Source organism: Cupriavidus sp. SK-3, assembly GCF_000611145.1.
GTDB lineage: Bacteria > Pseudomonadota > Gammaproteobacteria > Burkholderiales > Burkholderiaceae > Cupriavidus.
Genome location: NZ_JFJV02000102.1, coordinates 163,773 through 186,143, shown reverse-complemented (window position 1 = coordinate 186,143; position 22,371 = coordinate 163,773). Strand labels below are relative to the sequence as shown.

General features: G+C 67.2%; 21 protein-coding genes and 2 pseudogenes. 13 read left to right on the top strand and 10 right to left on the bottom strand.

Annotated features, from left to right (window positions below; genetic code table 11):
• Window positions 1–86 precede the first annotated feature (86 nt).
• Both CF70_RS10890 and CF70_RS10885 read left to right on the top strand, forming a co-directional pair.
• Window positions 87–635 carry a YaeQ family protein gene (locus CF70_RS10890; protein ID WP_035864018.1) on the top strand — a complete coding sequence of 183 codons (549 nt, stop codon included), beginning with the start codon at window positions 87–89 and terminating at the stop codon, window positions 633–635.
• A 142-nt stretch (window positions 636–777) separates the two neighbouring features.
• Window positions 778–1,125: an FKBP-type peptidyl-prolyl cis-trans isomerase gene (locus tag CF70_RS10885; RefSeq protein WP_035864016.1), complete on the top strand. Its 348-nt coding sequence runs from the start codon at window positions 778–780 to the stop codon at window positions 1,123–1,125.
• 107 nt (window positions 1,126–1,232) lie between these two features.
• On the opposite strand, the gene CF70_RS10880 is transcribed toward CF70_RS10885, so the two are convergent.
• Window positions 1,233–1,553 carry a hypothetical protein gene (locus CF70_RS10880; protein ID WP_035864014.1) on the bottom strand — a complete coding sequence of 107 codons (321 nt, stop codon included), beginning with the start codon at window positions 1,551–1,553 and terminating at the stop codon, window positions 1,233–1,235.
• 208 nt (window positions 1,554–1,761) lie between these two features.
• On the opposite strand from CF70_RS10880, the gene CF70_RS10875 reads away from it, so the two are divergent.
• On the top strand, window positions 1,762–2,466 hold the full coding sequence (locus CF70_RS10875; protein ID WP_035864012.1) for a gamma-glutamylcyclotransferase: 705 nt from the start codon (window positions 1,762–1,764) through the stop codon (window positions 2,464–2,466).
• Window positions 2,467–2,482: 16 nt separating this feature from the next.
• Complete coding sequence (locus CF70_RS10870; RefSeq protein WP_081862119.1) at window positions 2,483–3,283, top strand: ankyrin repeat domain-containing protein; 801 nt, start codon at window positions 2,483–2,485, stop codon at window positions 3,281–3,283.
• Between the two features lie 62 nt (window positions 3,284–3,345).
• Here the strand turns inward: CF70_RS10870 and CF70_RS10865 are convergent, their stop codons facing one another.
• Window positions 3,346–5,064: a long-chain fatty acid--CoA ligase gene (locus CF70_RS10865; protein WP_035864010.1), complete on the bottom strand. Its 1,719-nt coding sequence runs from the start codon at window positions 5,062–5,064 to the stop codon at window positions 3,346–3,348.
• Between the two features lie 255 nt (window positions 5,065–5,319).
• Here CF70_RS10865 and trxA point away from each other — a divergent pair, with 255 nt between their 5' ends.
• Window positions 5,320–6,165, top strand: a complete 846-nt coding sequence (trxA, locus tag CF70_RS10860; protein WP_035864008.1) for a thioredoxin — start codon at window positions 5,320–5,322, stop codon at window positions 6,163–6,165.
• 67 nt (window positions 6,166–6,232) lie between these two features.
• Window positions 6,233–6,622: a cupin domain-containing protein gene (locus tag CF70_RS10855; RefSeq protein WP_035864007.1), complete on the top strand. Its 390-nt coding sequence runs from the start codon at window positions 6,233–6,235 to the stop codon at window positions 6,620–6,622.
• Here the strand turns inward: CF70_RS10855 and CF70_RS10850 are convergent.
• Entirely contained in the window at window positions 6,619–7,059 is a 441-nt protein-coding gene (locus CF70_RS10850) for a bacteriohemerythrin (protein ID WP_035864005.1), read from the bottom strand. The genes CF70_RS10855 and CF70_RS10850 overlap by 4 nt on opposite strands.
• 155 nt (window positions 7,060–7,214) lie before the next feature.
• Here CF70_RS10850 and CF70_RS10845 point away from each other — a divergent pair, with 155 nt between their 5' ends.
• The gene (locus CF70_RS10845) at window positions 7,215–7,793 is read left to right on the top strand and encodes an AAA family ATPase (protein ID WP_035864003.1); all 579 of its coding nucleotides are present in this window, start codon (window positions 7,215–7,217) and stop codon (window positions 7,791–7,793) included.
• A 9-nt stretch (window positions 7,794–7,802) separates the two neighbouring features.
• Here the strand turns inward: CF70_RS10845 and CF70_RS10840 are convergent.
• Both CF70_RS10840 and CF70_RS37650 read right to left on the bottom strand, forming a co-directional pair.
• Window positions 7,803–8,586, bottom strand: a pseudogene (locus tag CF70_RS10840) (tRNA threonylcarbamoyladenosine dehydratase); the annotation flags it as partial.
• Between the two features lies 1 nt (window position 8,587).
• Window positions 8,588–8,721 (bottom strand): annotated as a pseudogene (locus CF70_RS37650) (tRNA threonylcarbamoyladenosine dehydratase); the annotation flags it as partial.
• Between the two features lie 188 nt (window positions 8,722–8,909).
• Here CF70_RS37650 and CF70_RS10835 point away from each other — a divergent pair.
• The 5 genes from CF70_RS10835 to CF70_RS10815 all read left to right on the top strand — a co-directional run bounded on the left by CF70_RS10835 (window position 8,910) and on the right by CF70_RS10815 (window position 15,961).
• A complete protein-coding gene (locus CF70_RS10835; protein ID WP_035864001.1) occupies window positions 8,910–11,228 on the top strand; it encodes an AsmA family protein in 2,319 nt (772 codons plus the stop codon).
• Window positions 11,229–11,511: 283 nt separating this feature from the next.
• Window positions 11,512–12,702, top strand: a complete 1,191-nt coding sequence (locus CF70_RS10830) for an MFS transporter (RefSeq protein WP_035863999.1) — start codon at window positions 11,512–11,514, stop codon at window positions 12,700–12,702.
• 136 nt (window positions 12,703–12,838) lie between these two features.
• Complete coding sequence (gene pdxH / locus CF70_RS10825; protein WP_035863996.1) at window positions 12,839–13,477, top strand: pyridoxamine 5'-phosphate oxidase; 639 nt, start codon at window positions 12,839–12,841, stop codon at window positions 13,475–13,477.
• 162 nt (window positions 13,478–13,639) lie between these two features.
• Window positions 13,640–14,872 (top strand): SAM-dependent methyltransferase, encoded by a 1,233-nt coding sequence (locus CF70_RS10820; RefSeq protein WP_035863993.1) that lies wholly within the window; start codon window positions 13,640–13,642, stop codon window positions 14,870–14,872.
• Window positions 14,873–14,878: 6 nt separating this feature from the next.
• Window positions 14,879–15,961: a DUF72 domain-containing protein gene (locus CF70_RS10815; protein ID WP_035863991.1), complete on the top strand. Its 1,083-nt coding sequence runs from the start codon at window positions 14,879–14,881 to the stop codon at window positions 15,959–15,961.
• A 15-nt stretch (window positions 15,962–15,976) separates the two neighbouring features.
• On the opposite strand, the gene msrA is transcribed toward CF70_RS10815, so the two are convergent.
• A complete protein-coding gene (gene msrA / locus CF70_RS10810; protein ID WP_035863988.1) occupies window positions 15,977–16,519 on the bottom strand; it encodes a peptide-methionine (S)-S-oxide reductase MsrA in 543 nt (180 codons plus the stop codon).
• A 107-nt stretch (window positions 16,520–16,626) separates the two neighbouring features.
• Window positions 16,627–17,574 carry a cyclase family protein gene (locus CF70_RS10805; protein WP_051648251.1) on the bottom strand — a complete coding sequence of 316 codons (948 nt, stop codon included), beginning with the start codon at window positions 17,572–17,574 and terminating at the stop codon, window positions 16,627–16,629.
• 192 nt (window positions 17,575–17,766) lie between these two features.
• Here CF70_RS10805 and CF70_RS10800 point away from each other — a divergent pair, with 192 nt between their 5' ends.
• Window positions 17,767–18,657: a LysR family transcriptional regulator gene (locus CF70_RS10800; protein WP_035863984.1), complete on the top strand. Its 891-nt coding sequence runs from the start codon at window positions 17,767–17,769 to the stop codon at window positions 18,655–18,657.
• A gap of 26 nt (window positions 18,658–18,683) precedes the next feature.
• Here the strand turns inward: CF70_RS10800 and CF70_RS10795 are convergent, their stop codons facing one another.
• From CF70_RS10795 to CF70_RS10785, 3 genes are all read right to left on the bottom strand, one after another.
• On the bottom strand, window positions 18,684–20,225 hold the full coding sequence (locus tag CF70_RS10795) for a class I adenylate-forming enzyme family protein (RefSeq protein WP_051648244.1): 1,542 nt from the start codon (window positions 20,223–20,225) through the stop codon (window positions 18,684–18,686).
• A complete protein-coding gene (locus CF70_RS10790) occupies window positions 20,222–21,466 on the bottom strand; it encodes an acyl-CoA dehydrogenase family protein (protein WP_035863981.1) in 1,245 nt (414 codons plus the stop codon). Before CF70_RS10790 ends, CF70_RS10795 begins: the two co-directional genes overlap by 4 nt.
• Window positions 21,467–21,548: 82 nt before the next feature.
• Window positions 21,549–22,370, bottom strand: a complete 822-nt coding sequence (locus CF70_RS10785; protein ID WP_035863979.1) for an alpha/beta fold hydrolase — start codon at window positions 22,368–22,370, stop codon at window positions 21,549–21,551.
• Window position 22,371: the final 1 nt, after the last annotated feature.

The window sequence follows — 22,371 nt, the reverse complement described above, 5'->3', positions numbered from 1 at the left end:
GTACGGTGTCGTTGCGAACGCCGCGTCCGATTCACGTATGATGCGGCCTTTCGCTTCTCGCAGCATTTGCCGCTTCCGCTTCCTTCATGGCACTTAAATCCACCATCTACAAGGCCGAACTGTCCGTCTCCGACATGGACCGGCCCTACTACGGCAGCCACGCCCTGACCATCGCGAAGCATCCGTCCGAGAACGATGCGCGCATGATGGTGCGGCTGCTGGCCTTTGCCTGCGAAGCCAGCGAGACGTTGACCTTCACCCGCGGCCTGGACGAGCCCGACGAGCCGGACCTGTGGGAAAAGACCCTGACCGGCGAGATCGCGCATTGGATCGAACTGGGCCAGCCGGACGAGTCGCGCCTGAAGCGCGCCGCCGCGCGCGCCGATCGCGTCACCGTGTTCACCTACAATGGCGCGAGCGCGCGCGAATGGTGGAAAGGCATGGCCGGCAAGGCCGGCAAGCTGCGCAACGTGACCATCTACAATGTGCCGGCCGAGGCGGTGGAAGCACTCGCCGCCCTGGCCCAGCGCGCCATGCGGTTGTCCGTAACGATCCAGGACAGCGAGATCTGGGTCAGCGACGACGACCACAACGTCCGCATTACGCTCGAGGTCCTGCAACAGCCCCAGGGCTAAGCCCGGCTCCCGAGCGGTTTTCGCGTTACCAGCGTTACCAGCATTACCAGGTTCAGAATTACCCATCCGCCCGGTGCGGCCGGCATGCCGCCGGCCTCACCGAACCCGTGACCCTCGCTGATACAGCACAAGGAAGCCATCCATGAATACCACTCCCTCCGGCCTGCAATATGAAGACACCGTCACCGGCGAAGGCGCCGAAGCCACGGCAGGCAAGCATGTCACGGTGCATTACACCGGCTGGCTCTATGAGAACGGCCAGGCTGGCCGCAAGTTCGATTCGAGCAAGGACCGCAACGACCCGTTCGTGTTCCCGCTGGGCGCCGGCCACGTCATCCGCGGCTGGGATGAAGGCGTGCAAGGCATGAAGGTGGGCGGCACGCGCCGCCTGGTGATCCCGGCCGATCTGGGCTACGGCGCGCGCGGCGCGGGCGGCGTGATTCCGCCGAACGCCACGCTGCTGTTCGAAGTGGAACTGCTGGCGGTCTGATCGCCTTGGCGCCGCACCGGCGGCGCCCACCGGCATCCCATCCCGCGCGGATGGCACAAGCAAGAGTGGCGCCCGCGGGCGCCCCTCTTGCGTTCCGGCCCGTGCGTTCAGAAACTGATCGCCGCGCTGCTCACGTCGACCCGCACCTTGTCACGGTCCAGCAGGCGCGCGGCATGGCGCGCATAGTCCTGGGCCCAGGCGGCATCGCTGGCGAAACGCTGCTCGCCGGAGAACTTGGCCACGCTCAGGATCTTGTCGATCACCAGCACCTTGCCCACCGGGCTGGAAGCCTGGCAATCGAGTTCGGCATATTCGCGGTCGAACCAGCGCCAGCCAGCGTCCTCGGTAACCGCCGCCAGCTCGGCGTCGCCAATGGTGAAGCCAAATTCCTTGCCGGTACCGAAAACTACCGTGAGCGTGCGCGCCATAGCCTGATCTCCTGGTTGATCCCACATTGTAAAGACATAGCGGCCGGTACCGCCACCTCGTCCTGGCAGATTGGCCGGCCACGGGTACCTGCCGAATCTCGGCATGACCGTTGTCTATCGCATACAACCAGCCGGAGCTTGCAGAGATTTCTGCACGCCATGTGGTTTCCATGCCGCCTGCCGCGCGGCTTTGGATTATGCTTGCACCATGGCCATCACCCGACAAGATCTCGAAACGGATCGGCTGCGTGATTCACTTTGCAGCACGCCGGTGGCTTCCTCGCTACTTCCCGAAGAAGCTTTCGAACGCTCGCTACGCGCTACGCTGGACCAGCGGCCGGATACGCCCGGGCTGGCAGGCGATGTCTGGGTGTTCGGCTACGGCTCGCTGATCTGGAACCCGATGGTGATTCACACGGACCGCCGGCTGGCCAGCGTGCATGGATACCATCGCGGCTTCTACCTGTATTCGCGCATCAATCGCGGCACCTGGGACAACCCCGGCCTGGTGCTCGGCCTGGACCGTGGCGGTTCTTGCCAGGGCGTCGTCTTCCGCATCCCCCATCACATGATCGAGCAGGAGTTCCGCCTGCTGTGGCGCCGCGAGATGCTCACCGGCGCCTATCATCCGCGCTGGCTCAACGTAAAGATGAACGGTTGCCCGCCGCAGCGCGCGCTGGCCTTCGTGATGAACCGCTCGCATGAGGCCTATGCCGGACGCCTGCCCGACGACAGCGTGGTCGCCCGCCTGCGTCACGCCTGCGGCCTCTACGGGCCGGCGCGCGAATACCTGCAGCAGACGCTGCTGGGCCTTGCCACCAACGGCGTCGACGATCCCTACCTTGGCCGGTTATGGCGCCGGCTGCAGGATACGGATGCCACGGCCGCACAGGCTGTCAGCGAAACCGCCTGACCCGGGAGCCACCAGGATGCCGCGCACTTCCGCCCGCCCCCGCCGACTGGTGCTTGCTGAAGTGTTGGGACTGACCGGCCTGCTGATGGGCGGCGCGCTGCTGGCCGGCCCCGGCGGAACGAGCCTGGCGGCGCGCCCCGCCGGCGGCGGCCCGGCCCAGGCCTCGCCGCGATCGCACGCGCAAGGCGCCGGCTCCGCCACCACCGCGCACGATAGCGTGGGCGGGCTCGACCGCAACCTGATCGCGGCAGCGACGCTGGGCGACCTCGAACTGGTCAAGCGCTTGCTGGCGGCCGGCGCTTCGGCCCAGACCACCGACGAACGCGGCCGCAGCGCCCTACTGGTGGCGATCTATAGCCGGCACACCGAAGTGGCGAAGGCGCTGGTGGCGGCTGGCGCCGACGTCAACCGCAAGGACATCGAATCCAACAGCCCCTTCCTGCTGGCCGCGGCCACCGGGCAGCTTGAAATGGTACAGCTGGCGCTCACGCATGGCGCCGACCTCACCAGCACCGACATCAACGACAGCACCGCCCTGATCGTGGCCTGCGAGCATGGCAATACCGAAGTGGTGAAGGTGTTGCTGAAGGCTGGCGTCGCGGTCGACCATGTCAACCGCCAGGGCTGGACCGCCCTGCTGGAAACCATCGTCATGGGCGATGGCAGCGCGCGCTATGAAGACACGGTGCAGTTGCTGCTCGACGCTGGTGCGGACGCCAATCTTCCCGACCGCGACGGCACCTCGCCGACCCGCCACGCGCGCGAGCGCAGCTACAAGACCATGGTGAAGATGCTGGTGCGCGTGCGCGGGCACTGATGTACCCGCGCACGCCCCGCTGGTTTGCCCCCGGGGCGTGCCCGAGGCGTAGCGCCATGGGGTCAGGCCGCGGCCGGCTGAGATCCCGCGTTGCGAGCATTCTCGCTTTCCTGCAACGCGCGCCACATCACCTTGCCGGTGCCCGACTTGGGCAGCGCGTCGACGAACTCCACCACGCGCGGGTACTTGTAGGCCGCCATATTCTCCTTGGCCCACTCGATGATGTCCTCGGGCGTGGTTTTGCCCCTGGCATGCGTCTTTAGCACCACCACCGCCTTCACCGTCTCACCGCGGTAGGCGTCGCGCGTGCCGATGATGCAGGCCTCCTGCACATCGGGATGCTTGTACAACAGATTCTCGACCTCGGCCGGCCACACCTTGAAGCCCGACGCATTGATCATGCGCTTGAGCCGGTCGGTAAGGAAGTAGTAGCCCTCCTCGTCCATGCGGCCCAGGTCGCCGGTGCGGAAGAAGGTCTTGCCCTCGAACTCGATAAAGGCATCGCGCGTGGCATCCGGCTTGCGCCAGTAGCCCTTGAACACCTGCGGGCCGCACACGATGATCTCGCCGACCTCATTGACCGCCACCTCCTTGAGCGTGACCGGGTCGATCACGCGCGCATCGGTATTGAAGGTCGGCACGCCCAGGCACTGCAGCTTGGGCCGGTCGCCCGGGTTGCTGTGGGTCGGGGCCATGGTCTCGGACAACCCGTAGCCTTCGATGTAGTTCAGGCCGAACTGCTGCTTCAGGCGCTCGGCCACCGCCTGCGGCATCGCCGCGCCGCCGCCGCCGATATAGCGCAGGCTCGACAGGTCGAACTGGTCGAGATTCGGGCTGCCCAGGAAGTCGATGACCATGGTCGGGATGTTGGTCCAGTGCGTGACCTGGTAGCGCGAGATCAGCCGGCCCGCGACTTCACGGTCCCAGCGCGGCAGCATGACCACGGTGGCGCCGCTATAGATCGGGCCGTTCATGCCGTACTGCATGCCGGTCACGTGGAACAGCGGCAGCACCGACAGGATCGTCGACTCCGCGCCGCTGCCACTCCAGATGCCGCCCCCGATCACGTTATGCATGACGGACCGGTGAGTATGGATGCAACCCTTGGGGAAACCGGTGGTGCCCGAGGTATAGGGCATCACCGCCATGTCGTCCGGGCCGGCGGTATGCGGTCCGGGCACCAGTTGCGCGGCGAGCGCTTCGGCCCACGGCGTAGCGCCGGCGGGCAACGGATGCTGGGTGGTCAGCCAGGCCGCCGGGGCGTCTTCCGGGTTTTCGTAGCTGGCCGGCAGCGCATCGCTGTATTGCGTGACCAGCAGATGCTGCAGGCGCTCACCGGCCGGCAGCTCGGCGTTGGCCTGCTCGGCCCCGCCGGCGAGATCCGCGCTGCAGATCGCCACGGTGGCCTGCGCATCGCTGATGTAATGCTTGAATTCCTCGGTACGGTTCATCGGGTTCACCGGCACGACCACGGCGTCCGCGCGCAGGATCGCGTAGTAGGCAATGATGAATTGCGGACAGTTCTGCATGTAGAGCAGCACCCGGTCGCCCTTCTTCACGCCCGCCTTTTGCTGCAGCCAGCCCGCCACTGCGCTGGCCTGGGCTTCCAGCGCCCGGAACGTGATGGCGTTACCGAAATACCGGATGGCTGCCTTGTCGGGGTAGCGCTGCGCGGAGACCACCAGGTTGTACCAGAGCGAGGTCTCCGGCAGCACGATCTCGGTGGGCGCGCGCTTGGGCCAGAACTGGAAATGCGGGCGCGCGGGCTGGGTGGTCTGCATATGGGTCTCCTGTGCGGTCTGTCCGACCTGGTCTTGGAATGCAAGTGAAGCAATGAAGCAATGAATCAAGGAATATAACCGAACGACCGTTCTATTTTCAATCCATCGCTTACCCTTGCCCATCGTTGCTTCGATGGGCCACGGTTGCAATCGGCGGGTCCCGCCCCAAAATGCGGGAGGTCGGCGCGCAAGGCGCGTCATTGCGCGTTATCCCTCGCGGCCCCGCCGCGGGCGTGCCACTATCGAGACTAAGCCATGAGTGACGTAACCCTGCAGAATTTCGAGACGGACGTGATCGAGACGTCGCGCCAGATCCCGGTGCTGGTGGATTTCTGGGCGCCCTGGTGCGGCCCTTGCCGCACCCTCGGGCCTATGCTGGAAAAGCTCGAAGGGGAAGCTGCCGGCAAATGGCGGCTGGCCAAGGTGAACGTGGATGAAAACCAGGAACTGGCGGCACATTTCGGCGTGCGCAGCATTCCACACGTGGTGGCATTTGCCGACGGCAAGGCGGCCGACCAGTTCACCGGCGTGCTGCCCGAGTCCGGCCTGCGCGAGTTTATTGCCCGCGTGATGCCCGATCCTGGCCAGGTGGCCCTGCGCGCCGCGCTCGATCATGCCGCCGTGGGCGACCGCGACGCCGCCAGGTCAGCCTTCCAGGCGGCGCTGGCGTTCGATCCCGGCTTTGACGCGGCTCGCCTCGAGTACATCGGCTTCCTGCTCGACGAGGACGCCCTGGACCAGGCCCAGGCGGAGTTCGGCATGCTGTCGCCGGGCGCGGCCCAGGAGGACGGTTACGCGGCATTGCGCACCCGGATCGAGGCCATGCGCGGCGTCTCCGACCTGCCCGACGCAGCCACGCTGGAGGCCCGCATCGCCGCAGCGCCCGGCGACCTGCAGGCGCGACTGGACCTGGCCCGCGCGCTGATCGCGCATCGGCAATACGAGAAGGCGCTGGAACAACTGCTGGCCATCGTGCGATCGGACCGTACCTTCGAGGACGATATCGGGCGCACCGCAATGCTGTCGGTATTCAAGCTGATGAGCGACCAGCCCGAAGCGGTTTCGCGCTGGCGCCGGCTGCTGGCCTCGGCGCTCAATTAAACTGGCAGCTGCGTGCGGCGGGCCGGACCCGCCGCCCTACCTGGCTACCTATGATCCTGCTCTCGCCGTGACTGCTTCCCTGCCCCGCCTGACCGATTTCCAGACCGACCCCGAACCGCTGCCCAGCAACGACCGCCCGCGCCCCGACCGGCTGGTCGCCGGCAACCCGGACCGCACCACCTGGACGCACTACAGTGCCTGCCAGGGTGATTTCGATTGCGGTATCTGGGCTTGCGAGCCGGGTGCCTGGCGCATTGCCTTCCCGGCTGGCAAAGAGGAGTTCTTCCACGTCATCAGCGGACGCCTGCGCATCAGCGACGACGCGGGCAATGCCCGTGAATTCGGCCCCGGCGACGCCTGCGTGATCCCGGCTGGCTTCACCGGTCTGTTCGAGGTGCTCGAAGCGGTGCGCAAGCACTTTGTCGTGCTGGACCGCGCGGCAGCCAAGGCAGACTAGGCCGCCTGCCCGGACGGTGACTCGATCAGCGTGAAGCCGTTCTCGCGCATGTGGCTGACCATCATCGCGTCCATGCCCTTCACATGCTGGTCGAACCAGCCCGGCAGTTCCGAGAGCAGGCGCCGGCCGAGCGCCAGGTCGCCCTCGGCCACTTTCTCGCGTACCGCGCCAGCCACCGCCAGTACCTGCTGGTGCTCGCCGCGATGGCAATGCTGCGGGCCGAAGGCCATCGCCTCCATCCACGCCTCCTCTTGCCCGAAATGATGGCGGGTGTGATCGATCCACTCGTCCAGCGCCGCCAGGAAATGCGCATCGTCCGCGCGCGTGGCGGCATCCAGCAGTTGAACGAATTCGGCGTGGGTGGCGTCGGTCACCGGCTCGTCCAGCAACAGGTCGGGGGCCAGGGTGGCGGTGCTTGGGGAGGAGGACTCGGTCATATCGGTGGGACAAAAACGCGCAAACCGCAAGGATACCGAATCCGTGGAGTGCGGGTCTGATCCAGGACAAATCGCTGCGCGGCGGAGGCTGCCCGCGCCCGCGGGGTTATGCTGACGGCTTGGCACTTCCCTCTCACCAGGCTCCCCCGCTTCCCATGCCCCGACTGCTCTTCTTCTGCGGCCATGCCGGCACCGGCAAGACCACACTGGCCCACCGCCTGATCGGCCCGCTGATGCAGGCTACCGGCGAGCCGTTCTGCCTGCTCGACAAAGACACGCTCTATGGCGCCTACAGCGCCGCGGCGATGGGCGCCTTGACCGGCGACCCGAACGACCGCGACAGCCCGACCTACCTCAAGCACCTGCGCAATGCCGAATACCACGGCCTGCTCGATACCGCGCGCGAAAACCTCGCACTGGGCATCAGTGTGATCGTGGTGGGCCCGCTATCGCGCGAGGTGCGCGACCATCTGCTGCACGACCCCGACTGGCTGCGCGTGCCCGCCGGCACCAAGGTACGCACGCTGTGGGTACACCTGCCGGAAGACGAGGCCCGCGCCCGCATCGTGCGGCGCGGCAACCCCAACGACGCCTACAAGCTGGCGCACTGGGAGGAATACCGCACGCGGCGCTTCATGCCCGCGCCAGAGCAATACCCAGAGCTGGCCTACTTCGACAATACCGCACCGGGCGAGGCCGAACTGGCTGCCCTGCTGGCGCGGCTTGCGGCGTGACGCGAGACGTCAGTCCGGTGCCGTGAGGGCGGCCAGCACGCTCGAAGCCGCCACCATCCCGAACACGGCGGTCACCGCCACCGAGGAGCCAAAGCCGGCGCAGGCCAGCCCCTGCGGGCCGGCCGGCGGCGCGGCTGGCCCGCCTGGCGCGCCTTCCGGGGCTTCGTCGATTTCGCAGGACTGCTGTTCGGGCTCGGGATAGCGCAAGGGTTCGTCGGAGTAGACTGCGTCGATGCCGAACTTTCTTTTGGGATTGCGCGGCCAGCCCCAGTCCTTGCGCAGGCTGGAGCGCACCTTGGCCAGCAGCGGGTCCTGGACGGTACGGGAGAAATCGACGACCCGGATGCGGGTCGGGTCGAGTTGGCCGCCGGCGCCGCCGCAGGTGATGATGCGCCGGCCCTCGCGGCGCGCCCAGCCCAGCATGGCAATCTTGACCTTGACCGAGTCGATCGCGTCGATGATGTAGTCGTATCCGTCAAGCAGTTCCACGACATTGTCCGGGGTGACGAAATCGTCAACCTGCGTGACCCGGCAGCGCGGGTTGATCTGCACCATGCGCTCGGCCATGGCCTGCACCTTGGCGCGCCCATAGGCGTCGCCCAGCGCGTGGATCTGGCGGTTGGTATTGGATAGCGCGATATGGTCGAGATCGATCAGCGTGACGCGGCCGACCGCGTTGCGCGCCAGCGCCTCGGCCGCCCAGCTGCCCACCCCGCCGATGCCGACCACGCAGACGTTCGCCGCCTCCAGCCGCGCCAGGCCCTCCGCGCCGTACAGGCGCGCCACGCCGCCGNCCCGCGCCGTACGGGCGCGCCACGCCGCCGAAACGGCGGTGGTAGTCGTCCTCCTCCGGGCTCTCGTGGGTAAGGGCCGGCGGCAGTTGCGCCAGTTCCGGCGGGACGGAGGTTTCCGGGACGAGGTTGCTCATTTCTTGCTCGAAGCTTGCTGGTTTTGAAGAGAGACTGCGGGGAAAAGCGCGCGTTGAGGCACCTTGTCAGCCAAGCGCCGACAGGAGAACGGGGCGCGCAACTATACAATACCCACAGCCGTGGTTCGACCGCCGCATTGTCTCGCAGACTGCGCGCGGCTGCCCGCGCCACTCAGGAAACCGACCCCATGCCCGTGCGCCGCAAGGCCATTCTCTGGAGTGTATTGACGCCGCTGGTGCTTATCGCTGCGCTCGTCGTGGTGATTGCGACCTTCGACTGGAACCGGCTCAGGCCGTGGCTTAACCAGAAGGTCTCGGAGGCCATCGGCCGGCCTTTCGCCGTCAACGGCGACCTTACCCTGACCTGGCGCGGCGCCGAGGGCGAAACCGGCTGGCATACGTGGGTGCCCTGGCCGCGCCTTTCCGCGCGCGATATCACCATTGGCAATCCGGAGTGGGCCCGCGAGCCCAACTTCGCCACCGTGCGCGAACTGATCTTCGTGCTGCGCCCGGTGCCGCTGCTCTCCCATCAGATCGCGATTCCCACCATCGTCGTGGACAGCCCCGTAGTCTGGCTGGAGCGGCTGGCGGACCGGCGCAACAACTGGACCTTCGCCACCCCGGCAAGCAAAACGCCTTCGCAATGGCGGCTGGATATCGGCGAAGTGGCGCTGGCGCGCGGCGATCTCGCCCTGACCGACAAGGCGATGAAGATCGAACTGCAGGCGCGCCTGGACACCATCGGCGACGCGGCTCTCTATGAGAAGACCCGCGACGGCGCGCTGATCGCGCCGCCGGCATCCGGCGCGGCCGGCACGGGGGCCGCCAGTGCCATCGGCGCATCCGGCCACGCCGGCAGTGCAAGCAGCACAAGCAGCACCAGCAGCACCAGCAGTGCAAGCAGTGCAAGCAGCGCCGGCGGCCCGCGCTACGGTATCCGCTGGAAGGCCACGGGCCGCTACAACGAGACCACCATCAACGCCAGCGGCAAGGCCGGTACCGTACTGAGCCTGCGCGACGCCAACGTGCCCTTTCCCCTGCAGGCCGAAGTGCGGGTCGGCAATACGCGCGCGGTGGTGGAGGGCACGCTGACCAACCCTGCCCACCTCGGTGCGCTGGACATGCACCTGCAACTGTCGGGCGACAATATGGCCAAGCTCTACGCGCTGACCGGCATCGTGCTGCCGAGCACCCCGCCCTACGAAACCCGCGGCCGGCTCGTTGCCACACTGCGCAAGGGCGCATCGGAATACCGCTACGACAAGTTCACCGGCCGCGTCGGCGGCAGCGACCTGAACGGCTCGCTCACGTACACCCAGCGCCAGCCGCGCGCCCTGCTGTCCGGCGAGCTGGAATCGAACCAGCTGCGCGTCGAAGACCTGGCCCCGCTGATCGGCGCGGACGCCAAGCCCGGGCAGGCTGCCTCGGACAGCACGGTGCGCCAGCCCGCCGACAAGGCCCTGCCGGTAGCGCCATTCCGCACGGAGCGCTGGGACAGCATCGATGCCGACGTGAAGTTCACGGGCAACCGCATCATCCGCACCACCGACCTGCCGATCACCGACCTCGTCACCCATCTCAAGCTCAACGATGGCGTGCTCACGCTCGACCCGCTGAATTTCGGCGTGGCGGGCGGCAACCTGACGTCGTCACTGCAACTCGACGGCAAGCGCGAGCCGCTGGCCGCCACCATCGACATAAAGGCGCGCCATCTCCAGCTCAAGCAACTGTTCCCGAAGTTCGAGACGATGCGCGCCAGCATCGGCGAGCTCAATGGCAGCGCAAGACTGAGCGCCACCGGCAACTCGGTGGCCACGCTGCTGGGCACGTCCAATGGCGAAGCCAAGCTGCTGGTGGAGAACGGCACAGTCAGCAAGTTCCTGCTGGAGGCAATGGGCCTGAACGTAGGCAGCGTGGTGATCCGCCAGTTGTTCGGCGACAAGCCGGTGCAGATCAACTGCGGCGTCAGCGATTTCACGTTCACCAAGGGGGTGGCCCGCGCGCGCACCTTCGTCCTCGACACCCAGGACGCGGTGATCGAGACCAGCGGCGCCGTCGACCTGGCCAGCGAGCGGCTTGCGCTCACCGTCCGGCCCGAGTCCAAGGGCCTGCGCATTTTTTCGCTGCGTTCGCCGCTCTACGTGGGCGGCACGCTGAAGAAGCCCTCGGTCAGCCCGGACATCGGCGTGCTGGCCTTGCGCGCCGGCGGCGTGGTGGCGCTGGCGCTGGTGGCGCCGGTCGGCGCCGCCATCCTGCCGCTGGTCGACCTTTCCACGGCCGACGAGAGCAGCCAGTGCGGCAGGCTGCTGGCGGAAATCCGCAAGCGCCCCACCGCGCCGCCGCCCGGTCAGGCCTATCAGGACCCGGGCACGGGCAGCACAGGCAAGACCGGCCAGAGCGCCGGCCCCCCGCCCTCGCCCGACGCGCTGACCGCGCCCGCCCGGCCGGCCCGCCCCAGCCGACCTCAGCGCGCTACGCCAGAGACCTCCCTGTACCAGGGCGGCTAAGCCGCGCCGGGCTGCCGGCCCGGCGTTGCCTGTCGGCGACACGCGCCCACAGACGCGCGTATTCCGCGACGCAATTTCGCAACACTTTGGTGCATAAGCACAGTCTGTCGTTGTATATCGCCCACGCCGCTCGCATAATTAAACAGCCATTTACAACAAAGTCTTCAATACATGGCACTAAGCGGATGTCCGGCGACGGGTTGATTCCGGCGTTGGAGTCCTTCTTGGGTGCGGTTTCGGCCGCACTTGTTTTTTCCGATTTCCTTCCAGCCCCCGCCCCAGCATGACGCCGCTACACGCCACCGTCCCGCCGATCAGTTGCCTGATCGCGCTAACGGTGTGCAACCACGTGGCCTTCAATGCCAGCCGCGTGGTGGTGTCGCTGTTCGCCCTCTCGCTCAAAGCCTCGACCGTCACGCTCGGCATCCTGATGTCGCTGTATGCGCTGCTGCCGATGCTGCTCGCCATCCACGCCGGCAAACGCATCGACGAGATCGGCCCGCGCAAGCCGATGACGGCGGGCTCGCTGATGGTGGTTGCGGGCACGCTGCTGCCGGCGGTGTGGCCGGACATTGCAGCGCTCTATCTCTCCTGCGCGCTGATCGGCGTTGGCTTCATGCTGGTGCAGGTTGCCATGCAGTTGCTGATCGGGCAGATTTCCACCGATGCCACGCGGCTGCGCAATTACACGCTGCACGCGCTGGGCTTGTCGTTCTCCGGCACGCTGGGCCCGGTCGTGATGGGCTACGTGATCGAACATGCAGGCTACCGCCCGGCCTTCTTCGTGCTGGTGGCGGTAGCGGCAATCGGCGTGCTTGGCCTGCACCTGGTGCGCGGACGGCTGCCGGCACAGGGCGGACGGGCCGCGCGCGGCGCGATCGTGGACGGCACGCGCAACTCGACGCTGAGCCTGCTCGCCCATCCGGAACTGCGCGCAGTCTTTATCGCCAGCGCGGTCCTGTCCGCGGCCTGGGACCTGCACGCCTTCCTGATTCCCATCCAGGGCACCCGGGTTGGCCTCGCGCCCTCGTCGATCGGCTGGGTGCTGGGCGCCTTTGCCATTGCCACCTTTGCCATCCGCGTGGCGATGCCGCTGGTGTCGCGCCGGCTGTCCGAATGGATGGTGATTCGCGTTGCATTGCTGGTCGGTGCGGTGGCCTACCTGATCTATCCCTTCGTCACCGCGTTCTGGCTGATGTGCTGCCTGGCCTTCCTGCTCGGGCTGGCGCTGGGCAGCGCACAGCCCAACGTCATGAACATCCTGCATACGGCCTCGCCCACCGGGCGCGCCGGCGAGGCGCTGGGCCTGCGCTCGGCCGTGCTCAATACCAGCCAGGTAGTGTGGCCGCTGACCTTCGGCGTGGTCGGCACGGCGCTCGGCATGTTGCCGATCTTCCTGTCGATGGCGGGCGCGATGGGCGTGGCGGGCTACTACTCGCGCGGCAAGGCCCGCAAGTTGCCGCCGCCAGCCTGAAGCGCAAGCGGCCTCGCCGGCGACTTGCGCGCGCGCAAATGCGGCTTGCTTCGCTTTCGCTATACTCAAAGCAGACAGGCCGCACGCGCAGGGCGCCTGCCCGCGCGCGGCCTGCTGACTCGATACCTGATCCGACATGACCCAACTCGCCGACCTCCGCCGCACCTACGTACTCGGATCGCTGTCCGAATCCGATGTGGCGTCCGATCCCATCAGCCAGTTCCAGCGCTGGTTCGATGAAGCCATCCACGCCAAGCTCCCCGAGCCCAATGCCATGACGCTGGCCACCGTCGACGCCGACGGCCAGCCCTCGGCACGCATCGTGCTTCTCAAGGGCATGGATGCAAAGGGCTTCACCTTCTTCACCAACTACGAAAGCCGCAAAGGCCTGGACATTGCCGCCAACCCGCGCGCGGCGCTGCTATTCCACTGGGTGCAACTGGAGCGCCAGGTACGCGTGGAAGGCCGCGTTGAAAAAGTGACCGAAACCGAGAGCGATGCCTATTACGCAACACGGCCGCTCGGCTCGCGCCTCGGCGCGTGGGCCTCGGAGCAGAGCCGCGAGGTAGCGGACCGCACGGTACTGGAGCAGCGCGAAGCGGATTTCCGCGCCAAGTTTGGCGATAACCCGCCGCGCCCGGCGCACTGGGGTGGCTATCGCCTGGTGCCGACCCGGATCGAGTTCTGGCAGGGGCGGCCTTCTCGGCTGCACGACCGGATCGCCTACCGGCTGCAGGCGGATGGTGCCTGGCGGATCGTGCGCCTGTCGCCCTGAACGCGGTGCCGGCCGGCAAGGCCGCGCACTGCACAATATTAAGATTTGTCGTAAAGTGGATAAAGGTCGCCACCGGGAGGAGGCGGCCGCCACGAGCAGGCCCCGCCTGCCCGCTGCTGTGAGTTCGAGGAGTGTGCCGCAACCTGTCAGGAGGGAGGCCGCATGTTTTTCAAGCAAGCACTGGACAAGCAACTGGACCACTGGATCGCCGATCTGCGCGATCAGGCCAATCTCCCCGTCAAGCTGCGCCTGTGGAACGGCAACGAGTATCCGCTCGGCCGCTTCGAGCAGCCGGCGGTGACGCTCACGGTACGCGAGGCGGGCGCGCTACCCCTGCTGCTGACGCCCAGCCTGGACAATCTCGGCGAAGCCTATGTGCAGGAGAAAATCGATCTCGACGGCAAGCTGAGCGACATCATCGCCGTGGCGTACCGCTTCTCGGCGGCCGCCAGCGCACAGGCCGGCGGCGCGCTGGCGCGGGTGGCACGGCACTTCGCGCACACCAAGGCAGCCGATAAAGCCTCCATCCAGTATCACTACGACGTTTCCAATGAGTTCTACCGGCTCTGGCTCGATCCGGGCATGGTCTATTCCTGCGCCTATTTCGAGCATGGCAACGAAGATCTCGCCACCGCGCAGCGCAAGAAGATCGACCACATCCTGACCAAGATCCGGCTGCAGCCAGGCCAGACGCTGCTTGACATCGGCTGCGGCTGGGGCGCGCTGGTGATGCGCGCGGCGGATAAGTTCGGCGCGCGCTGCGTGGGCATCACGCTGTCGCAAAACCAGTTCGACCTGGCCACCGAGCGCGTCAGGCGGGCAGGGCTGTCGGACCGCATCGCGATCCGCCTGCAGGATTACCGCGATACCGCCGGCACCTTTGACCGCATCACCAGCGTCGGCATGTTCGAGCATGTAGGCAAGAACAACCTGACCGCTTACTTCAGCCGCATGTGCGATTTGCTGGCCGACGACGGCTACGCCATGAACCATGGCATCACGTCGCCCGATCCCGACAGCGGCGCCACGCCCATGGACGGCTCCGAATTCATGGATCGCTACGTCTTCCCGCAGGGCGAGCTGCCGCACATCGGCATGGTGCTCAACACGCTGCAGCGCGGGGGCCTGGAGGCCACCGATGTCGAACTGATTCGCGGCCACTACGCGCGCACGCTGCGCCACTGGGCGGATAACTTCGAAGCCCAGGGTGATACCATCCGCGCCATGGTGGGCGAAAAGAAGTACCGCATCTGGCGCATCTACCTGGCAGGATGCGGGCATGCCTTCGACACCGAGAAGATGTCGATCTACCAGGTGGTTTGCCACAAGGCCGGCCTGCCGTCGCAGAGCCTGCCCTGGTCGCGTCGCTATATCTACGACAAATCGCTTGACTGAAGCTACTTGACTGAAGACCTGTTCGGCGGCCTGCCGGAGCCAGCGGCACCGCCCGCTCCCGGCACTACCGCAACCAATGCCGGGGCGAACCCGGCAACGCCTGCCACCAAACCCGCGCGCGGCAAGATCGTGCAGGCGCCGCAGCCGGACCCTGCCCTGCTGGCGCTGGCGGAGCGCCTGCCGGCCGGCCTGCATCTCGGCACGTCGTCATGGTCCTATGGGGGCTGGAACGGGCTGGTCTACCAGGGCGAATACAGCGACAGCCTGCTCTCGCGCAAGGGGCTGGCCGCCTACTCCCAGCATCCCTTGCTGCGGGCCGCCGGCATCGATCGCGGCTTCTACGCACCGATTCCGCTGGCCGACCACATGGCCTACGCGGCCCAGGTGCCGGCGCATTTCCGCTTCCTGGTCAAGGCTCCGGCGAGCGTCTGCGATCCGTGGCTGCGCACGTCCGAGGGCGCGGGCCGGCTCGCCAATGCCAGCTTCCTGGATGCCGCGATCGCCGCGCGGGATTTCGTGGCGCCCGCCACCGCGGGCCTCGGCACCAAATGCGGGCCTTTACTGTTCCAGCTCTCGCCGCTGGGCGCGATGGCCGCGGACAGTACCGGCTTCCTGTCGCGGCTCGATGCCTTCCTCGGCGCCCTGCCGCCACTCGACCCCTGCGCCACGCCGCACGCCTGCTACGCGGTGGAACTGCGCGACGCCAGCCTGCTCACGCCCCGCTTTATCAAGTTGCTGCGCGCACGCGGCGTACGTTTTTGCCTGTCGGCGCGCGAGCGCATGCCGCCCGCGGAACGGCAATTGCCGGCGCAGGCGCTGATGGACGAAGGTGAGCCCGGTCCCCTGGTGTTGCGCTGGATGCTGCATGCCGGCTTTGCCTACGAGCAGGCCGAATCCCGCTACGCGCCGTTCGACCGGCTGATCGACGAAGACCCGCATACCCGCGCGGTGATCGCGGAGCAGGTGGTACGCACGCTGCGGGCGGGCCAGCCCGCCTACGTGATCGTCAGCAACAAGGCCGAAGGCTCCGCGCCGCTGACCTGCCTGCGCCTGGCCGAAGCGATTGCCGAACGGCTGGCCGGCAGCTAGCCGCCGGCCAGCGCCTCAGCGATTCAGGAGGTGGGCGAACTTTTGCCGGAACTTGGCCAGCTTGGGCGAGATCACGAAGGAGCAATAGCCCTGGTTCGGATGATTCTGGTAGTAGTTCTGGTGGCTTTCCTCGGCGCGCCAGTACGGCTGCGCGGGCTCGATCTGCGTCACCAGCGGCGCATCGTAGAGTTTCTGCGCAGTCACCTCGCGCATCACGTACTCAGCCATGGCACGTTGCGGCTCGGTGTGGGTGAAGATGGCCGAGCGGTACTGCGTGCCCACGTCGTTGCCCTGCCGGTTCAGCGTGGTGGGATCGTGGATGGCAAAGAAGATCTCAAGGATCTCGCGATACTTGATCACCGAAGGGTCGAAGCTCACGCGCACCACTTCGGCGTGTCCCGTGTCGCCGTCGCAAATCTGCTCGTAGGTCGGATGGTTCACGTGCCCGCCGGTGTAACCCGACTCCACGGCGCGCACGCCCTTGACTTGCTGGTACACCGCCTCCAGGCACCAGAAGCAACCGCCCCCCAGGGTGGCAATTTCCCGATCGTTGTCCATCTTGATTCTCCGGCTCGTGACAATAGCTAGCATACTCGTTCGGCTCCAGGCCTGCCGCCGAAGTATGGCCCGCCGAACCGGGTGACCGCGCCGGAGTCTTGCCGACGCTATTTGATGGGCAAGGCGACCGGCCGGATGGGCGCGGCATCGGCGCCGCGGAACTTCAGCGATGCGCCGATAAAGGCGAACTGGTAGACGCGGTCGCGCGACAACGCCTCCAGGTTCACCAGTTCGATAATCGGTGCGCCCTGCTGCGCCAGCAGATAGGTGTGCACCGGGATGTAGTTGTCGGGCACTTCCGCCGGGAAGGTCTCGAAGCTCAGGTTATCGGCACCGACCACCATGGCGCCGCCCTCTTCCACGAGAAACCTGGCCGCATCCAGGCCAAGGCCCGGCGGGTTGGCCATGTACGCCTGGGCATTTTCATAATGTTGCATGCGCCCCGTGCGGATCAGCACCACGTCGCCCTTCTGCAGCCCTGTGCCTTGCTTGGCCAGCGCGTCGCGCAGGTCCTGCCGGGTCACCCGGTAGTTGTCGGGCAGCATATCCAGTCCCTTGGCCGCGGCTACGTCGATCAGCACGCCGCGGGCGACGATCGGCGGCAGCTTCTCCGCGCCGGTGACTTTCCAGCCGCGATCGCCCAGGTGCTCGGCGGCGGAATAGCCGTTCCAGATCTTGCCGTTCAGGCCGAAGTGGTTGAGCGCGTCGATATGCGTGCCCATGTGCGCGTACATGGAAACTGCCGACCCGCTGTAGCTGACATGCCGGTTCATCGCCTCGCCCACCTGCATGGAGTCGGCCACCAGGTTGCCGTGCGGGGTATGGGTCATCCACATCTGGTACGGCGGATCGCCGGCTGCCTGCCAGCTCGGCATGCCGATGAAATAGTCGACCGCCAGATCGTAGGCCTGCGCGCCCGAGACGCGCGCCATGATGGCCGCGCGCGAGGCCGGGGTGATCAGGTTGAGCCGGCCTATCTCATCCTTGGGGCCCCAGGGGCTGACGCCTACCTGAGGCGCCGCGGCGGCGGCGCCGCTCAGCACGGCGAACAACATCGGCAGGGAAAACCTGGCGAACCGGCGCCCGGCGGCGCGGGCGGGATGGGACGTGATGGATTGCGACATGCGAACTCCTGAAAGGTTGGCGCTTTCCACAGCAACGTGGAAGCCATGTCGCCATCCTATTAGGCATTCTTCGGTAGATAATCTGCGCATTCCGACAAACATATTCAACCCAGGGGAAAATATATGGATTTGCTTGCGGCCATGCGCACCTTCCGCCGGGTCGTGGAGCGCGACAGCTTCAGCCAGGCCGCCGCCGATCTCGGGCACTCGACCGCGGCGGTCAGCAAGCAGGTGCGTCAACTGGAGGCGCGCCTGGGCGCGCTGCTGATCCTGCGCACCACGCGGCGCATGAGCCTGTCGGAAACCGGCCGCGCCTACTTTGCCGAATGCTGCCGCCTGCTCGACGAGTTGGATGCGCTGGAGCGGGCCACGGCGGCGGGCAAGGAGGAGATCAGCGGCCGCCTGCGCGTGAATGCGCCGCTCTCATTCGGCCTCAAGGTGCTTTCGCCGATCCTGGTGGCATTCATGGCGCGCTACCCGCAGCTGCAGGTCGAACTGACCCTGGACGACCGGCTGCTGGACGTGGTGTCGGAGGGTTTCGACGTGTCGCTGCGCATCCGCTCCGCGTTGACGGACTCGTCCCTGATTGCAAGGCGGCTGGGCGAGGTCGAGCAGTTCATCTGCGCCGCACCCGGCTACCTGGCAGCCCGCGGCACGCCGCGCAGCGTCGAGGACCTGCGCGGCCACGATTGCCTTGCCTACCAGTTGGCCGACTATCCGGGCAGCTGGCACCTGGAGGGGCCGCTGGGAACCACCAGCATCGAAGTACCGGCCCGCTTCTCGGCGAACAACAGCCTGCTGCTCAGCGACATGCTGCTGGCCGGGATGGGCATTGGCGCGCTGCCGTCGTTCATCGCGCTGCCGCTGCTGGCGCGCGGCGAGCTGGTCAGGGTGCTGCCTGAGCATGCGCTTGCCGGACGCAGCATCTACGCGCTTTATGCAAGCCATCGCCATCTGCAACGCAAGGTCGGCATATTCGTGGACTTCCTGGCGGAGGCCTTGCGGGGTCAATAGCAGACGCGCGCGCGGCCAGGCGCGCGTCAGCCAGACGACATTGCCAGCATGGCCCGCAATTGCGGCTTGAGTACCTTGCCTAGCGCGCTCTTGGGCAGGCTGTCGAGCAGCACCACCCGCCGCGGCAGCTTGAAGCGCGCAATGGACAAGGCCAGCGTTTCGCGCAGCGCCTCTTGCGCCAGCGCGGCGCGGTCCGCCCCCGCGGCCGGCACCACGACCGCGACCGGCACTTCGCCCCAGCGCGGATCGGGCAGGCCAACCACCGCGCAGTCCTGCACGCCGGGCAGGCCCAGCAGCACATTCTCGATCTCGGCCGGATAGATGTTCTCGCCGCCGGAGATGATCATGTCCTTGCTGCGCCCGACCACTTCGATACAGCCGTCGGCATTGCGATGGGCTAGATCGCCGGAGTGGAACCAGCCGTCACGGAAGTCCGGATGGTCCGGCTGCCGCCAGTAACCCTGCATCAGGTTGGCGCCGGCCAGCCAGAGTTCGCCGACTTCGCCATCGGCCACCTCGGTGCCATCCGCGCCGGCCAGCCGCACCCGCACCTCCGGCTGCGGCCAGCCTGCGTAGCCCGGCCGCGCCATGGCCTCGTCCAGGCGCAGGACGACCGACACCGGTCCCGTTTCGGTGGCGCCGTAGACCTGCCCCAGCGGAATGCCGCGCGCGTGAAAGGCATCGATGTACGCGCGGGGAATGGGCGAAGAGCCCGCCATCACGCCGCGCAGCGAGGACAGATCCGCAGGCGGCCAGCCGGGATGCTCGAGCACCGCGCGCAGCGTGGCCGGCACCATCAGCGCCAACGTGGCTCGCGTCTGCGCCAGTGCAGCGAGCCAGGACTCCGGCGCGAAGCGCTGGTGCAGCGTCACCTGCGCCCCGGCCAGCAGCGCCGGCAAGGTCTGGATGCAAAGGCCGCCAACATGGAACAGCGGCAGCACCGACAAGATATGGTCGTCCTGCGTCATGCCGTGCGCCCACCAGCTCGCGCGGGCGTTGGCCAGCAGGCCAGCCTGCGTATGCAGCGCGCCCTTGGGCTGGCCCGTGGAGCCGGAAGTGTAGACCAGCAGCAGCGGCGCCTGCCCGGGCGGCAGCGATGGCTGCGGCAGCCGCGTGTCCAGCGCTGCCGGCCGGTCGATCAGGCTATCGATGGGCGCGTGCATGGCAGTTGCCGCCACCTCCGCCGCGGCCTGCGCGTGCGGAGCGTCGTGGAACAGCATGCGAATGCCCGCATGCGCGGCGATAGCGCTCAACTCCGGCACTGCCAGGCGAAAGTTCAGCGGTACGAAGATGGCCCCCAGCCTGGCGCACGCGAACAGCAGCGCGAGTTGCAGATCGTGGTTCAGGCACAGCGTGGCCACACGATCGCCCGGCCGCACGCCCCAGGTGCCGGCCAGGTGGGCGCATACGCTCTCCACGCGCCGCCACAGCGTGCCATAGCTGATGGTGCAGCCCTGGCTATGCAGCGCCGGACGCTGCGGTGCGGCGCTCACGTGCGCATGCAGCGCGCGCAGCAAGGCGCCCGGATCCGTGGTGCCGGCAAAGAGCCGGTCGGCACGCTCGCTCATTCGTCGCGCTCACCCGCTTCGTAGAGCGCCTCGCGGCCCATGCGGTCCATGATCAGCTCCGCGGTCCAGGGCAGCATCAGCGCGCCGCAGCGCGAATCGCGATAGAGGCGCTCCAGCGGCAGGTCCTTGAGCATGGACTGGCCGCCGCAGGTGCGGATCGCCAGCCGGGCGATATCGTTGGCGCCTTCCATCACCGTGTAGTGGGCGGCGTACAGGCGCATGCGCGCATCCTTGGACGGACTGGCGCAGGCTTCGTGAATCACGCGCCAGAAGATCGAGCGCATGTTCTCTAGCTGGATGCGCATCTGCGCCACCGCGATCTGCTTGGTGGGATACATGCGGCGCTTCACCGGCGGCTGGCCCGGCACTTCGCCGCGCAGGTACTGCACGGTGAAATCGTAGGCGGCCTGCGCCACGCCGAGATAGGTGGGCGAGAGCGTGAAGAACATCGCCGGCCAGGTCTGCGCAGCCTTGTAGTAGACGCCGCGCGGCATCAGCTGCTCCTGGTCGGCGACGAACACATCCTTGAGCAGCAGCGTGCGCGACACCGTGCCCCGCATGCCCATTGGGTCCCACTCGCCGGTCACGGTAAGGCCTCCGGCATTGCCCGGCACCGCGATATAGAGCGTGTCGCGCATATCGGGCGAATGGTCCGCGCACTCCTCCGTGCAGAGGATGCCGTAGTAGTCGGCCGCGCCCGACAGCGAGGCGAAGATCTTGCGGCCGTTGAGCACCCAGCCGCCTTCCACCTTGCGCGCGCTGGTGCCGAACGGCGCGCGCCCGGCGGCAGCGGCCGAGCCTTCGGAGAAGGGCTGGGCATAGATCGCGCCGTCCCTGACCACGCGGGCGAAATGCAGTTCCCGCCGCGCCTCGTGTTCGGCACGCTGCTCAGGCGTCATGGCGATGCCGTCGGCCAACATGCCGGTCCACATGGTGGAGCAGATATGCATGTTGTAGGTCAGCGCGGTGGCGCCGCAGAAGCGGCCGATCTCCGCGCCCACCATGCAATAGGTGGCAAAGTCCGCGCCCTCGCCGCCGAACTCGCGCGGCACGCACAAGGCCAGCAGCCCGGCTTCGCGCAGGTCGTCGTAGTTGGCAAAGGGGAAGCTGGCCTCGCGGTCCCACTGCGCCGCGCGCGGGGCAAAGCGTTCGCGGCCCAGCCGGTTGGCCAGTGTCAGCAGGCGCGCCTGCGTTTCGGTGAAATCGGCGCTGCCGACGGCAGGGATGAAGTCCAGTGGCATGTTTGTTGTCTCCCGGGGCGCCGCTTGCACGCGGCGATGCCTCGTTGGTAATTTTTGTGCTCGCTGACCGGCGGCGCCGTATTCAGCGCACGGGGAAATGCCGGCCGAGGAAGCCCAGCACGGCGGCATTGAAATCCGCCGGCCGCTCCATGCAGGCCAGGTGCCCCACCCCCGGCAGGCACAGATACTCGGCGCCGGCAATTTTCTGCGCCATGCGCTCCATCACGGCCGGTGCCGCATTGGCATCGTGCTCGCCCGCCAGCGCCAGCACCGGCACGCCGATGCGCGCGAGCATTTCGCGCCGGTCGAAACGCACCAGCGCCTGCAGCGCGGCGCGATAGGTGTCTGGCGGCACCGCTGCCATCACGCTGGCCGCGAACGCCACCGCTTGCGCATCGGCATCCGGCGCGACCATGGCGCGCACCAGTCCGGCCGCCATCTGCGCCATCGTCTTGCCGGCATCGAGCGGTGCCGTGCGCGCTGCAACGAAATCGCGCTGCCACTGCCCGTCGGCCTTGCCGAACGCGGGCGAGGTACCGGACAACACCATGCCGTCGATCAGGCCGGGCATGGCTGCGTAAGCTTCCTGCGCCACCATGCCGCCCATGCTGTGGCCCAGCAGCACGACGCGCCTGCCGGCATCGCGCTCGGCCTGGAATACCGGCTGCAAGGCTTGCGCCAGCCCGGCAAAATCGTAAGGCGCGATCAGGGCGCTATCGCCATAGCCTGGCATGTCCCACGCTACCGCGCGATAACCCGCCTGCGACAGCGCATCGAGTTGCGCCGGCCACGCGGCCTTGCCTCCGCCAATGCCATGCAGCATCAAGACGGCTACCGGCCCTGTGCCCTGTGCGACCACGGCAACGCCATTGGGGAGAATCTGGAGATTCGTGTCTGCGTTCATG